General features: G+C 41.8%; 13 protein-coding genes and 2 pseudogenes. 11 read left to right on the forward strand and 4 right to left on the reverse strand.

What is annotated here, in order from left to right:
• The 11 genes and pseudogenes from F607_RS34785 to pdxB all read left to right on the forward strand — a co-directional run.
• Positions 1-225 (forward strand): annotated as a pseudogene (locus tag F607_RS34785) (IS1595 family transposase); the annotation flags it as partial.
• 59 nt (positions 226-284) lie between these two features.
• The gene (locus tag F607_RS35215; protein WP_211233677.1) at positions 285-1,754 is read left to right on the forward strand and encodes a hypothetical protein; all 1,470 of its coding nucleotides are present in this window, start codon (positions 285-287) and stop codon (positions 1,752-1,754) included.
• Positions 1,755-2,147: 393 nt separating this feature from the next.
• Positions 2,148-3,668: a type II secretion system ATPase GspE gene (gene gspE / locus F607_RS0119965; protein ID WP_027709504.1), complete on the forward strand. Its 1,521-nt coding sequence runs from the start codon at positions 2,148-2,150 to the stop codon at positions 3,666-3,668.
• A 27-nt stretch (positions 3,669-3,695) separates the two neighbouring features.
• On the forward strand, positions 3,696-4,916 hold the full coding sequence (gene gspF / locus F607_RS0119970; protein WP_027709505.1) for a type II secretion system inner membrane protein GspF: 1,221 nt from the start codon (positions 3,696-3,698) through the stop codon (positions 4,914-4,916).
• Positions 4,917-4,924: 8 nt separating this feature from the next.
• The gene (gspH, locus tag F607_RS0119975; protein ID WP_027709506.1) at positions 4,925-5,533 is read left to right on the forward strand and encodes a type II secretion system minor pseudopilin GspH; all 609 of its coding nucleotides are present in this window, start codon (positions 4,925-4,927) and stop codon (positions 5,531-5,533) included.
• Positions 5,514-5,900: a type II secretion system minor pseudopilin GspI gene (gspI, locus tag F607_RS30690; RefSeq protein WP_051311662.1), complete on the forward strand. Its 387-nt coding sequence runs from the start codon at positions 5,514-5,516 to the stop codon at positions 5,898-5,900. The genes gspH and gspI overlap by 20 nt, the downstream gene beginning before the upstream one ends.
• 49 nt (positions 5,901-5,949) lie before the next feature.
• Entirely contained in the window at positions 5,950-6,561 is a 612-nt protein-coding gene (gspJ, locus tag F607_RS30695; protein WP_051311663.1) for a type II secretion system minor pseudopilin GspJ, read from the forward strand.
• Positions 6,540-7,619: a type II secretion system minor pseudopilin GspK gene (gspK, locus tag F607_RS0119990; protein ID WP_027709507.1), complete on the forward strand. Its 1,080-nt coding sequence runs from the start codon at positions 6,540-6,542 to the stop codon at positions 7,617-7,619. The genes gspJ and gspK overlap by 22 nt, the downstream gene beginning before the upstream one ends.
• Positions 7,616-8,833 (forward strand): type II secretion system protein GspL, encoded by a 1,218-nt coding sequence (gspL, locus tag F607_RS0119995; protein ID WP_027709508.1) that lies wholly within the window; start codon positions 7,616-7,618, stop codon positions 8,831-8,833. The genes gspK and gspL overlap by 4 nt, the downstream gene beginning before the upstream one ends.
• A gap of 61 nt (positions 8,834-8,894) precedes the next feature.
• Positions 8,895-9,371, forward strand: a complete 477-nt coding sequence (gene gspM, locus F607_RS0120000; RefSeq protein WP_027709509.1) for a type II secretion system protein GspM — start codon at positions 8,895-8,897, stop codon at positions 9,369-9,371.
• A 355-nt stretch (positions 9,372-9,726) separates the two neighbouring features.
• Positions 9,727-10,878, forward strand: a complete 1,152-nt coding sequence (gene pdxB / locus F607_RS0120005) for a 4-phosphoerythronate dehydrogenase PdxB (protein WP_027709510.1) — start codon at positions 9,727-9,729, stop codon at positions 10,876-10,878.
• Positions 10,879-11,103: 225 nt separating this feature from the next.
• Here the strand turns inward: pdxB and F607_RS34790 are convergent, their stop codons facing one another.
• The 4 genes and pseudogenes from F607_RS34790 to F607_RS35220 all read right to left on the reverse strand — a co-directional run.
• Positions 11,104-11,280, reverse strand: coding sequence for a PA1571 family protein (locus tag F607_RS34790; protein ID WP_165773425.1), 177 nt, complete (start codon positions 11,278-11,280; stop codon positions 11,104-11,106).
• A gap of 376 nt (positions 11,281-11,656) precedes the next feature.
• Positions 11,657-12,547, reverse strand: a complete 891-nt coding sequence (gene htpX / locus F607_RS0120015; protein WP_027709511.1) for a protease HtpX — start codon at positions 12,545-12,547, stop codon at positions 11,657-11,659.
• 204 nt (positions 12,548-12,751) lie between these two features.
• Positions 12,752-13,225 (reverse strand): hypothetical protein, encoded by a 474-nt coding sequence (locus tag F607_RS0120020; protein WP_027709512.1) that lies wholly within the window; start codon positions 13,223-13,225, stop codon positions 12,752-12,754.
• A gap of 299 nt (positions 13,226-13,524) precedes the next feature.
• Positions 13,525-13,776 (reverse strand): annotated as a pseudogene (locus F607_RS35220) (IS4 family transposase); the annotation flags it as partial.

The following is a 13,776-nucleotide window of genomic DNA, read 5'->3' on the forward strand; positions in this document are numbered from 1 at the left end:
CACGGGAAAGGGGAGTATGCTCGTGATGAAGATGGGGATGGTTTTCACGAAGTACATGTTAACACCATTGAAGGTTGTTGGTCATTACTACGCTCATGGTTAAGACCTCATCGAGGTATTTCTCAAGAAAAACTACCTTTTTATTTAGCATTATTTGAGTTTGTGTACAATATAAAGTGCCGAGGAAAAAGCTTACTTAATGATCTAATAGAGCTATTGATATAACCCCCTAGGAATCCATATAGAGCCTTAATTTTTATAGAGATAATGATTTTAGTCAAAAAGTGATTAGTAATAGCGATGGGGTTAGCTGGTCTCGTACGAGTGATACGTTAGACTTTCATTTGATGCCAGGATTTTATACATTAGAAGTAACTGCTCATAATCAGATTGCTTCAGGAAATTATCGTTTTAGACTAAGCGCTTACCCAGTGAGTGGCTGTTATACACATATGACTATTGGTCAAACATTGGGAGGGTTATTATCTGATAGCTGCTACTCACAGTTTAGAGAGACTGGGTATTATGACCCTTATAATTCAATTGACCGGTCAGACTTTAATGCTAAACAGTTTGAGTTCAAATTAGAAAAACCAACAGACGTACGAGTTAATGCTTTTTTTTCAAATAATAGCGCATATGTCTATTTAGCGAAAAAAGAGAGTGGACGTTTGGTTTTACTGGATGAAACATTTGATGAATCCTATAGTACAGCCTTAAGTCGTGAAATGGTTCGTACTTTAAATACGGGCGTTTATGTGCTTGATGTAACCACCCGTAATCCTCATGTAAATGGCCAATTTGATCTTGTATTATCTGAAGCTGATAGCGAGCCATGCCATGGATTAATAAGTGTCAATTCAGCTCTGAGTGGAGAGATAGATAACTATTCACGTTGTACGTCGTCATTGAGAGTAGATGAAAGCTACTATGACCCTTATAATCCTGTTAGTTTAAAGCAATTTTATGCAAAAACATATAGCTTTAAAATTAACCATGCTGGATATTATAGACTAGAAGCTTCATCAAGTGACTTTGCGATGTTTATGACTTTGGTGAAGGGCTCAAACAGTCGCGGCATAAAATTGTTTCAAAAACAGTCGCAACGACATGATGGTAATCAGGCTTCTCAGTGGCTCGAATCTGGATATTATACTGTTGAGCTAACGACTTTAAATGCTTATGAGTTTGGAAGCTTTGTATTAAAGCTAAATGAACTCTGTAAAGAACTTCGCTGTTCAGGTGAAGGTTATGTGGATCCCTATAATTTTGGTAATGGCAACTTAGACCCTTATAATGTATCGACAGATACAGGGTATAGTGATCCTTATTCAACAGTTGATGTTTATCATGATCCCTATGGAAGTTACTTTGATCCTTACCGAGGTAATATTGACCCCTATAATTTTGGTAATGGTAACGTAGATCCTTATAAAGTACCGATAGATACAGGGCATAGTGACCTTTATTCTCCAGTTGATGTTTATCAAGATCCCTATGGAAGTTACTTTGATCCTTACCGAGGCAATATTGACCCCTATAATTTTGGTAATGGTAACTTAGATTTATATAATGTATCGATAGATGAAGGGAATAGTGATCCCTATTCATCAGTTGATGTTTATCAAGACCCCTATGGAAGTTACTTTGATCCTTACCAAGGCAATGTTGATTCTTATCGACATGGTAGCGGTAACTTATACCCCTATAAAGGATCAATAGATACAGGGTATAGTGACCTTTACTCTTTATGAGTAGATTAAACTATACCCAAAACGAAGGGTTTTTAGGGGCGGCCGTCAAGCGATGAAGCCCCCGGAGCTTATATTAATAAGTGACTGGGGTGAAGAGCGCTGTCAACAAACCCTAAAAATGATTCGTGAAGGGTGTATCTTGCTTTAAACTAGTTAAAGCTGGAATACTCCTGTTATACTTGATACAGTTTGTCAAGCATATATATATGCTGGTAGCAAGCTAAGTGCTTGCTACCATCTAATAAGAATAACAAAGTTGTCTCAATTGAACTCAAAAAGTTAATGCTTAATTTCTTGTTCTGAATACCCGTCCTAAGAAAAGGGATTCAGCGAGCTTTTTAGAAATAGTTTTGTTATCATCCGTGCCCTCGGTCACAGTGCTGGTGGTTGTGCATGGCAGATCAATACAATACAGAAGTAGCAGATATTCAGGAAGCAACTCCAATTGCCTTCAAACCATTACCCTACAGTTATGCGAAGCGGCATGGTGTATTACTGAAACGGGATGACTCAGTAACAACACTATATTTTCGTGAGCAGTTAACCACGGATGTTTACTCTGAGGTCGTGCGTGCTGCTTATCAGATCCATCATGTCGTTAAATTAGATGAAGGTGGTTTCAATCAGCAGTTAGCTGAAAGTTATCAGGGTGGCTCTTCAGAAACCATGGAGGCAATGGAAGGGCTGGGTGATGATATTGATTTAGCACGATTAGCTGAGGCAGTTCCAGAAGCTGAGGATTTGCTGGAACAAGAAGATGATGCACCGATTATACGGTTGATTAACGCTATTTTATCTGAAGCGATTCATCTACAGGCATCTGATATTCATATTGAAACTTTCGAACGACGTTTAGTAGTGCGTTTTCGTGTCGATGGTGTGATGCGTAAAGTGATTGAGCCTAAACGAGAATTGGCGTCATTGTTAGTGTCACGAATAAAAGTCATGGCAAAGCTGGATATTGCTGAAAAGCGTATTCCTCAGGATGGGCGTATTTCGTTGCGTATTGCTGGTCGTGAAGTCGATATTCGGGTATCCACATTACCTTCCAGTAATGGCGAACGAGTTGTACTGCGCTTGCTGGATAAGCAGGCGGGGCGTTTGGACTTAAATAAGTTAGGGTTAGCCAAACGGGATGATCAGACTATTCGCGATTTGCTGTTTAGACCCCATGGTATTATTTTGGTCACAGGTCCTACAGGTTCAGGAAAAACCACGACACTCTACGCGAGCCTGGCAGAATTAAATGCAGAAACACGGACGATTCTCACCGTCGAAGACCCCATTGAATACAATCTGGAAGGCATTGGTCAAACGCAGGTTAATACGAAGACTGATATGACCTTTGCGCGTGGTTTACGTGCGATTCTTCGGCAAGACCCCGATGTGGTCATGGTCGGTGAGATTCGAGATATGGAAACGGCACAAATTGCCGTGCAAGCCAGTTTGACCGGACACTTGGTATTGTCAACATTGCATACTAATACGGCAATAGGGGCTATCACTCGTCTAAAAGATATGGGCATTGAGCCATTTTTATTAGCATCCAGTTTAATCGGGATGGTAGCCCAGCGCTTAGTCCGTGTGCTTTGTGATGACTGTAAAGCGCCTTATACTGCAACTGTGCGGGACTGCCAAGCATTGGGTTTCGACGAAGAAACTGCGCCTACTCTATACCATCCAAAAGGGTGTGAGGAATGTAATCATTCGGGCTACCGAGGGCGGCTGGGTATTTATGAAGTAATAGCCATTGACGAAACCCTTCGTACGTTAATTCACACTGAAGCCGCTGAACAGGAAATTGCTGTTCATGCCCGCAAACTTGGGCCAGGTATTCGTGATGATGGAAAAGCGAAAGTGCTAGCCGGATTAACCACGGTGGAAGAAGTATTACGGGTGACACAAGAAGGGTAATGCTAGAGGGCTAACAGTAGTACAGGTATGGCTGCATTTGAGTATATCGCGTTAAACCCGCGAGGAAAGGAAGAAAAGGGTATTATTGAAGCGGATAGTATCAAACAGGTACGTCAGTTGCTGCGTGATAAACAGCTGGCACCGCTGACAGTTACTGCCACAAAAGAGCGCAGTAGTGATACTCAACCACGCTTTAGCTTACAGCTCGGAAAACGGATTTCTGCACATCAGCTAGCACTGATCACACGGCAATTGGCAACATTGATACAGGCAGGTATGCCAATTGAAGAAGTCTTGAAGGCGGTTGCTGATCAGAATGATCAACGAAAAATTAAAGCGATTATATTATCAGTACGCTCTCGGGTACTAGAAGGTTACTCTTTAGCCAATAGTATGGCGGACTTCCCTCAGGTCTTTCCAAATTTATATCGGGCAACGGTATCAGCCGGTGAACAGTCAGGACACTTAAATTTAGTGTTGAACCGGTTAGCGGATTATACTGAAGATCGAAAAAAATCTCGTCAAAAAATTCAGTTAGCGTTGGTTTACCCTATTATTTTGCTTTGTGCTTCGTTACTGATTGTAGGCTTTTTATTAGGTTATGTTGTGCCTGATATTGTTAAAGTTTTTATTAACTCCAAGCAACAATTACCTGCGTTAACGGAAGTGATTATTGCGGCCAGTGACTGGGTAAAAAGCAGTTGGTATTACGTCGCTATTGTTGGCGTATTGACTTGGATGGGGTATCGCTATGGTATGCGTCATGATTCGTTTAAAAAACGTGTTCATCAGTTTTGGTTAAAGCTGCCCGTGATGGGGAAATTGCTATTAAACATGGAAACTGCGCGTTTTATCAGTACGTTGAGTATTTTGGTACGCAGTGGTGTGCCGTTAGTGGATGCCTTACATATTGCAGTTGAGGTTATTGATAATTTGTCGATTAAACATCAGGTGAAAGATACTGCACTCTGGGTCAGTGAGGGTAACAGTTTACGTAAAGCATTAGAGCGAACCAATGTATTTCCTCCAATGATTTTGCACATGGTGGCCAGTGGTGAATCCAGTGGTGAGTTAGATGATATGTTGGGACGAGCAGCAGAAAATCAGCAACAAGAAGTAGAAGGTTTTGTGGCCATGTTGGTGGGCTTATTTGAGCCCATGATGCTTTTATTTATGGGGGCTATAGTGCTGGTCATTGTATTGGCGGTGTTATTGCCAATTCTCAACCTTAATGCACTCGTTGTATAGCAAGCGTGATGAATAATGTGCATGCTTCAAACCCAGTACTAAAAGGCGATCAGCGAGGCTTTACGTTAATTGAATTGCTTGTCGTACTTGTGATTATTGGCGTAATGGTGAGCTTGACTGTTATCTCCTTGGGGGATGGTTCACGAGATCGAGAAATACGTCAGTTATTAGGTAACTTGCAGACGGTATTCAATGAGACATCGTTAGCGGCGGTTTATCAGCAACGACAGTATGGACTTGTGGTATCAGATCAGCAGTTATCGTTACTAACCTGTTCTCAAGAAAACTGGCAGTGCCAAAAAGCAGAAGAACAACCTTTTTCCTCAATTACACTGCCTGATGGATTGGTATTTCGTTTATTGCTGGATGAGCGAGAAGATTATTGGCAGCCGCCTACCATGCGCAAAAAAGAAGCGGAAGATGATGAAAAAGAGGATTCTCGTAATAGTTCATCACGAGAAAAGGATAAGGACCGTGTAACACCGCATATTGTTTTTTTATCGAGCTATGAAGTGACACCGTTCCGGTTAGTCATTATTAATGAACAGCAACAAACAGAACGAGAGTGGATGATTGCGACTGATGGTACGGCTGGGTTTGAAGTCAAAACACGCTAATCAAGGTTTTACCTTACTGGAGGTTATGCTGGCTGTTGCTGTATTTGCGGCTGCGGCATCTATTTTGCTGATGGCGGGCAGTGGTACCTTGCAAAAAGTGCAGTTACTGGAAGAAAAAACCTTAGCGGTTCAGGTCGCTGAAAATTATTTAAGTGAATTGCGTTGGACGAAAAAAAAACAATCAGGTAACACTGAAAAAGAAATTAAGTTTGCGGACCGCGAGTGGCTCGTAAAAAGTGTTATTAAAACGACTGAAAACAAAGGTATTTTGCGTGTAGAAATCGCTGTAGAGCGTAAATTATCATGGCGTGAAGATGAGTACCAATTGGCGACGCTGGTTGCTTTTATGGAGGCTGATGCGACATGAACACAAGCTTTTTAAACGGTATGCAAAATAGTGTGAGGATAAGTAAACCATGAGGCAGCGTATACATGGTTTTACTTTATTAGAAGTCCTCATTGCGGTAGCTATTTTTAGCATTATTGGTTTAGCGGTTTATCAGCTTTTCAACAGCTTATTACGCACTCAGGTAACTGTGTTTGATCATAGCGAGCAAATGGTAGATTTACAGAAAACGTTTTATTTTATTCGTCATGATTTAGAACAATGGGTTAAGCGTCCTATCCGTAATGAATTTGGTGATAAAGAAGAAGCTTTTATTATTGATGAAAACACCTTGGAATTTACCCGGTTAGGTTGGGACAATCCGTTACAAAGCTGGCCAGAACACCCTGATGGCAAACGTAGTCGTTTACAAAGGGTGAAGTATGAAAACGTGAATAATGAGTTGGTTAGGTATTATTGGCGCTTTCTGGATCGACCGCCCGAAGTTAAGCCAAAAAAACAAGTATTACTAACAGATGTGAGCGATTTGCATTATCAGTTTTTGGATAAACAGGATACCTGGCACTCTGATTGGCCACCCAATAACACCCAATCGACCGCATCAATGCCTGAAGCAGTAAAAGTGATATTTACCCATAAATCATTAGGAGAAATGGAAGTATGGGTTGCAATGTCAAAATAAAGCCGCAAAAAGGTGTTGCATTAATTACGGTGATGTTGGTGTTTGCAGTTGTTTCTATTTTAGCGGCGGCACTTATTAAGCGACTGGATCAACTCATTAATATGACCAGCCACTCGGTAACACAAGCTCAATTGAGAAGTTATGCCTTGGGTAGTGAAGCATTAATTAAATACGTACTTTCCCAGGATAAAACCCCAGATGTTGATGCGCTAATAGAGGAAGATTGGAGTACATATCGGGGCCAGCCTATGCAGTTGGAGCAATATCCGATTAAAGAAGCTTATACGCGGGTTTGGGTGATTGATGCTGAACGCTGTTTTAATTTAAACAGTCTATTCAGAAGTAATGGAGGTGACACAAATGATGATAAAGAAACAAGAAACACTCTAGTAGAAAGAGAAGACTCTGAGTTCGGTGGGATGGCTGACTCGACTGATGATGATACAGAAAATAGTACTGGCAGAGGCTCGGACCAGAAAAAAAATAATTCGCAAAAACAATTTAATCAGTTACTAAATGCCAGTAAATTACCTTCAGCATTGTATACTAACTTAAAAGATTGGGTGGACAGCGATCAGAGTGTTAGTTCTGCTGAGGACTATTATTATCTCGGTTTAAAACCTCCGTATCGAACCGCGAATCAATTGTTGTATGACTTTAGTGAATTGCGGCAAATAAAAGGTTTTAATCAAAAGGTGATGGATACACTGGCAACAACAAGCTGTGTGTTACCAGGAATTGATACTTTTGCGTTGAATATTAATACGGTATCAGAAGCTTTATTGAAAGCCATCGATCCAAATAAAGCATCAAAAATAATTGAGCAGCGTAAAAACAAGCCTATTAAGGATAGTTCAAGTTTTAATAGCAATGGTGTCAATTATCAAGTTAGAAGCAGTTATTTTTGGGTTCAGGTAGAAGTGGTATTATTTGGTAAACGGCAAGTGTTAAGCAGCCTGTTACACCGAAGAAATAAGAAAGAAATTGATGTTATCAGTCGTCAATGGCTGCCACTGTCGGCCCCCTTGGTGATCTCAGAGCAAAGTAAGTCATCATGAGTAAAACAACATTTTTTATTGGGTTTGTTAATGTTGCAGCCCAGGCACAAACATTGTTAGCCAGCAATTTATGTTGGTGTGTTCAGCAGGAAGCGCAGCAAAGTAACGTTGAAGAGGGAAGTATTACTCAGCTGGCTGAGCGTTATGCTGAATTTCCAGGTGCAAGGTTGGTGTTAGTGGTACCTGGTGCACTGACAACACTGGCTTGGGTGGCGACGCCATCCAAACAGCGTAAGCATATTGAGCAAGCGGTGCCTTATTTACTGGAAGAGCGGTTGGTTGCGGATATTGATCAATACCACTTAACGATGTTATCACCTAATGAAGATAATCATGTGCCGTGTATTGCTTTATTAAAGGATGATATTCGACAGTTGGTAGAAACATTCACTGAAGCAGGGTTGCCGTTGGATGTTATGGTACCTGAAAGCTGGTTGCTGGCTCAGCAGCCAAGTAGTGTGGTATGTCACCAGTCTCAGGTAACAGTGGTGACTGCAACCAGCGCAGTGGGCATTGTCCCTGAAGCACTGGCAGCTCAATTGGTGCCAGAGTTGATTGATTTGACTGAAGTGCAGCAGGCTTGGGCTGACGCAGATTCGAGCCTACCCTCAACAATGGACTTACCGGTTGAGTGGCAGGTTATTTCCGGCCACTGGCTTAGCTGGCTGTCAGGGCTTTGGCAGAAAACAGGTAACGTAAACTTGCTGCATCACGAGTGGCAGCCTTGTCATCGTAAGAATACAGGTTGGAAACAGTGGCGCTGGTCAATTGCTGGGGTAATTATGGTTATCTCACTGGGGCTAGCAGGTTTACATGGTTATGCCTGGCATCAGGAAAGGCACGCTCAAAGGTTAGAACAGGCAACCACTGACTTATACCGCAAAATATTCCCAAACCAAAAAAAGGTCATTGATGTTGTTAGCCAATTTAAAGCCCAATTAAAGCAGAGGTCGGGTGGTCAGGATAATGCTTTTTTGCAGACATTATTTCAGTTAGGCCATATTTTACAAACTGGACAGCCAGGTCAGTTTACAGTCCGCTCTCTTGATTTTCGTAATGATGGTAGTTTTATGATGGAGCTGTTAGCAAAAGATTTAGCCAGTGTGGAGCAGCTCATTAGTACCAGTAAAGCTCAAGGCTTAGAGGCTAATTTGCGTTCAGCGAACAACCAGCGCCAGCAGGTTCTGGCTCGGATTGAGCTTGCTGCAAATTAATTAATGGTTTGAGTTATGCTCAATAGCTATTCAAATTTTTTTTAATGTGTTGAGAACACCTATGCAGGCATTTTTAGCATCATTATCACCCCGTGATCGCAGAGCATTAATCTTGCTCAGTGCTTTTGTGGGGGTGATGGTTTTATATTGGGGTATTTGGCAACCTACCCAGCAGCGTTTAAGTAAATCGAGTGAACAGTTGTTGTACTGGCAAGAGGCTTACCAGTTTGTCAGTAGTCATCAACAACAAGCTAAAGCGCTTAAGCAAGTGCAATCTGCCCCTACACTGACAGCGGACCAGGCACGGCAGAGGATTACGCAGGTTGCTCGTCAACAACAACTGGATATTAAACGTTTAGAGCCTGGGCAAAAGGCGATGACGCTGTGGCTGGAGCAAGTACCCTTTCAAAAGGTATTGACCTGGCTATATGACATTGTGGAAAAGCAACAGATTCCTTTATTAAATGTTCATGTATCACGTAAACAGGAAAGTGGGCTTGTTGATCTTAGGGTAAGCTTTCAGTTGGCAGGTTCTTAGGGCCTGTTAACACTATTTGAATATCACTGTTATGATGGTAAAAGCACTCATCTAGGCGCGAAGCGTGAAGTTGAGTGGTTCTAAATGAACAATGAGCAACAACGAGTAGTGCTTTTACCGTCATCACCCTTCGGGCCGTGATTATTTTTCCACCTAGCGGTGTTACAAGTCATTTATGTAGAATGACTACACGGCATTCCTTGTGCCTTGCTAGGCGAAAAAATAGTCTACGGCAGTGGTGATTCAAATAGTGTTATCAGGCCCTGGCAGATCATATTAATAGTTCATTATGTATCTTGCACCTGATGCATGAGCATGGCTAAATAATGAGGTTTATTTTTGACAGGTATTGGCTATGAAGATCGTTGCTGATGAAAATATCCCATTGTTAGATGCTTTTTTTGCTTCATTTGGGGATATTATTCGTCTGCCTGGGCGGGCTATTTCTGCTGAGCACGTGCGTGAAGCTGACATGCTGTTGGTGCGGTCCGTTACGCAGGTTGATGCGAAGCTGCTACAGGACAGCACTGTGCGTTTTGTGGGTACTGCAACAATAGGTACCGATCATATTGATGAGCAGTTTTTGTCTGAGAAAGGTATTGGTTTTGCCAGTGCACCAGGGTGTAATGCTAATGCCGTTGTTGAATATGTGCTGAGCGCACTCAATGTGTTAGCTGAGCAACAGGATTTTGATATTCGCGATAAAGTAGTTGGCATTGTCGGTAAAGGCAATGTTGGTGGTGCGTTACACCAAGTGTTGCAGCGTTTAGGTGTGGCGACTTGTGTCTGTGACCCTTTTTTGGCAGAAAGTGAACCTCAGGGTGCCTATCTAGACTTGCCTACACTTATTGCGGAAAGTGATATTATTTCCTTGCATACGCCACTCACTGACTCTGGACCCCATCCGACACATCACTTATTTAATGAGCACATTTTACGACAACTGAAGCCGGGCACAATTTTAATCAATGCGGGGCGTGGTGCTGTTATTGATAATGAAGCCTTGCTTAAGTTAAAACATGATGGTGTTAATATCACCGTTGTACTTGACGTCTGGGAAGGAGAGCCCGCGCTTAATACTGAACTGCTACCCTATATTGAGCTTGCTACCCCCCATATTGCGGGCTATAGCCTGGATGGTAAGATGCAGGGTACGGAAATGATTTATAAAGCAGCCTGCCGCTTTTTTGGTTTACCTACTCGTATTAAACTCCCTGGTATTGCGCCTATGCCGGTGATGAAAAGCATTAGTTTTGCAGGTAATGTGCCTCGACAACAAGCCGTATCTACAGCAATACGCTCCTTATACGACATACGTTGTGATGATGTTATGTTACGACGGGAGATGGGTAAATCTGAGGTGGATGTTGGCAACGTTTTTGATAACTTGCGAAAGAACTATCGAGAACGACGTGAGTTTAAAACACTAAAGATCAAATTGAAAAATTGTCCTGGCGATGTGGTTCATGCATTTAAGGCTTTAGGTTTTAAAGTAGTTACTCATTAGTGTTTAGTAATACGATACACTTTTCACGTCGTACGTTTGTTAAGTCACCAGTCTGTTACTAAGTATACCCATTTAGTAGCAGCTGTATACGGTCAATTAATCATATTGCACACGACTGCGGGCTGTGTGCAGAAAAGTTAAAGCTGAGTATTGCGAATGATTATCAGCTCTTTTTTTTTAGTGACAGTTCGACAGTTTTCATGTTGTTATCTAAAAATTAAACACTTATTTTTTTCTGGGGAGCACCCAGGCTTTTTCCAGTCTTTTGAACGCTTTTTGTAGCATTTCTTCTGTGATGGGCACTTCTTTGCCATTTTCATCAATGATGGCGCCACCATTAAAAATATCTGGCCGATGGGAAGGTTTGGTTTTATTACTGGTTGGAATGGTTTGCAGATGCATGTTCGTTACCTCTTAGCCTAATCAGTACAAAATTCGTTACGCACCTGTAAGACGCCGCACTGTGTAATTAGTTTTTAATATGTTTGGCAAGGCGTTTAACGAGTCACAAAAGTTTTTTTTATGTTTTCTAAATGTGAGATTAAACGACATGTCATGCTAACTGCAACACCCACGTGCAGTGGTTTTTATACCTAAAGGAACTAAAAAAAAATCCCTTTGGTATCATTGATACTCTGAAGTTAGCGGTTGCACACTTAAATAAGAGATTAATACTACTTGAGTAACATGCAGCATAAAAAGGCTATGTATTTGGGGAGGGGAAAGCTATCAAGGGTAGATGTTAACCATCCTTGATAGCTAAGATATGTGTTCAGGATTACTTCATATTTTGTAGGGCTGCAATCCGTTCCTCTAAGGGAGGGTGGCTCAAAAATAAGTTGGCTAGCAAGCTGGATTTTTGCTCTCCACTAATGCCAAATGCAGTCATAGTTGAAGGCAATGCACTTTGCTCTGCATAATCAGCTTGTAAACGTTGCAGGGCACCAATCATTGCTTCGCGGCTGGTTAATTCAGCTCCAGCCTGGTCTGCTCGGTATTCACGTTGGCGTGAAAACCACATGACAATAGTAGAAGCCAAGATGCCTAACACAATCTCCATAACAAATGTGGTGATATAAAAGCCAATACCCACACCACCGCCATCATCATCACGACGCAGGAAGCTATCAACGGCATAGCCAATAATTCGCGCAAAGAACATAACAAAGGTATTAACGACACCTTGGATCAGTGACAGCGTCACCATATCTCCATTAGCGACATGACCTATCTCATGTCCTAGAACCGCTCGGACTTCATCGGCACTCATGCGTTCCAGCAGACCGGTGCTTACCGCTACAAGTGCGTTATTTTTATTCCAACCTGTCGCAAAGGCGTTGGCTTGTGGTGACTGAAAGACACCCACTTCAGGCATACCAATACCGGCTTTATTAGCCAGTTCTTGCACCGTTTCCACCAGCCAGCGCTCATTAGCCGATGTGGGCTGGTCTATCAACTGGGTGCCTGTTGACCACTTGGCCATTGTTTTTGATAGCAGTAGGGAAATAAAAGAGCCAGCCATACCAAACACAGCACAAAACACCAAAAGGCTGCCAAAATCTAACCCTTGTCTTGTGATGTAGCTGCCAACACCCAATATGTTGAGTGTGATACTGGCAACAACCAGCACAGCAATATTGGTAGCAAGAAAAAGCATAATTCGTTTCATGCTTGGTTACCTATCTCATCAGGAATCTATTAGTCAAATATGTGGTTTGTTAGCTTTTTTTCAAGAACACATGCTGTCAAACACAAATATTAGATGTGTTTGCGCGCATTTAGTTTATGTAGGTTTGTTATAAATAAATACTGATAAATTAAAGGGTTTTTGGTTGAGCTTATCGCTAACGAGTCGTTATTTATTTTGTGTATATCAGTTATGGGGAGGAGGTAGTTCCTTATTAAAAAAATAACGCAGCAAGTGTTTTACCATAAGAGCTTGTTGATGGTTGATCGCATGGCGTAACTGTTGTGCAAGGGTGGCGTGTTGTTCCGCTACAGAAGGAGGAAGTGGTGGGTTTTCTTGTTGATGAGGGGGGATGGGTTGGCACAATTGGGCAGGTAACAGCCCAGACAGCTTAATAAAACTGGTCTGAGTGAGCACAATTTGATCCAGCGCATCATGGCGAATTGTGTCTTCATAGCGAGCATAACCTTCTTCAGCGAGCCAAATCATACAGCCAAAACAGGCTAAGTGTCGTTGGGTTGGAATGCCAAACTCATCAGGATGCTCAGGAGATATAATATCGTCAACATAAAGGGTGCACTTGCGTGGAAAAAAGTTATACAGACGCAGGAGTGCTAGTGCACAGTCTCGATAAAAGTCATCAATATGAATATCAGCCATGAAAATCTACATCATGTGTGGTGAATTAAGGTTATTACAGCACTGAAGTGACTGGTAGACAACAGAACCTTTTCTCACTGGATAAACGGTTCGAAATTACCGCTATGATTCCCTTTGCGATAAACGTTATCTCCAGCACTTACTCTAATACCAGTGCTTACTCTCATAGTAGATAATCCGTGTTTAACATGAGCATTTTTGGTGGGTGAAAAATTTGATTAAACCATTGGTAGGCTGCTTAACAAAAAAGCAACTCAAAACCAATGGTTGTATGTAAAGTGTAAATTTATATTCAGTGGCTATGTACAGGACAAAACTTTCAGGGAGTGCCGAAATACTGCCAGGTTAACACTTCCTTCTACTAGTACCCTGTGTAAGTAATCAAGCCCTAGACGAAATAAACTTTTCGGTTTTCGGCCATGCTTTTTAAGCTTCAGTGGCTTAAGACTATTTTGCCATATACCCAATTTGAATGACCATGCTAATGCCAAAGCACAAACAAAAAATAGCTTTTCGAGACGATCTAGTTCCTGTAAATGCGTGCTTTCTAA

The organism is Zooshikella ganghwensis DSM 15267, assembly GCF_000428585.1.
In the GTDB taxonomy this organism is placed as follows: domain Bacteria; phylum Pseudomonadota; class Gammaproteobacteria; order Pseudomonadales; family Zooshikellaceae; genus Zooshikella; species Zooshikella ganghwensis.

Excerpts from the sequence above, each read along its gene's own strand:
- gspH (WP_027709506.1), top strand. The coding sequence starts at position 4,925 with ATGAATAATGTGCATGCTTCAAACCCAGTACTAAAAGGCGATCAGCGA.
- gspF (WP_027709505.1), top strand. The coding sequence starts at position 3,696 with ATGGCTGCATTTGAGTATATCGCGTTAAACCCGCGAGGAAAGGAAGAA.
- gspM (WP_027709509.1), top strand. The coding sequence starts at position 8,895 with ATGCAGGCATTTTTAGCATCATTATCACCCCGTGATCGCAGAGCATTA.
- gspJ (WP_051311663.1), top strand. The coding sequence starts at position 5,950 with ATGAGGCAGCGTATACATGGTTTTACTTTATTAGAAGTCCTCATTGCG.
- gspK (WP_027709507.1), top strand. The coding sequence starts at position 6,540 with ATGGGTTGCAATGTCAAAATAAAGCCGCAAAAAGGTGTTGCATTAATT.
- F607_RS34790 (WP_165773425.1), bottom strand. The coding sequence starts at position 11,280 with ATGCATCTGCAAACCATTCCAACCAGTAATAAAACCAAACCTTCCCAT.
- pdxB (WP_027709510.1), top strand. The coding sequence starts at position 9,727 with ATGAAGATCGTTGCTGATGAAAATATCCCATTGTTAGATGCTTTTTTT.
- F607_RS0120020 (WP_027709512.1), bottom strand. The coding sequence starts at position 13,225 with ATGGCTGATATTCATATTGATGACTTTTATCGAGACTGTGCACTAGCA.
- gspE (WP_027709504.1), top strand. The coding sequence starts at position 2,148 with ATGGCAGATCAATACAATACAGAAGTAGCAGATATTCAGGAAGCAACT.
- gspL (WP_027709508.1), top strand. The coding sequence starts at position 7,616 with ATGAGTAAAACAACATTTTTTATTGGGTTTGTTAATGTTGCAGCCCAG.
- htpX (WP_027709511.1), bottom strand. The coding sequence starts at position 12,547 with ATGAAACGAATTATGCTTTTTCTTGCTACCAATATTGCTGTGCTGGTT.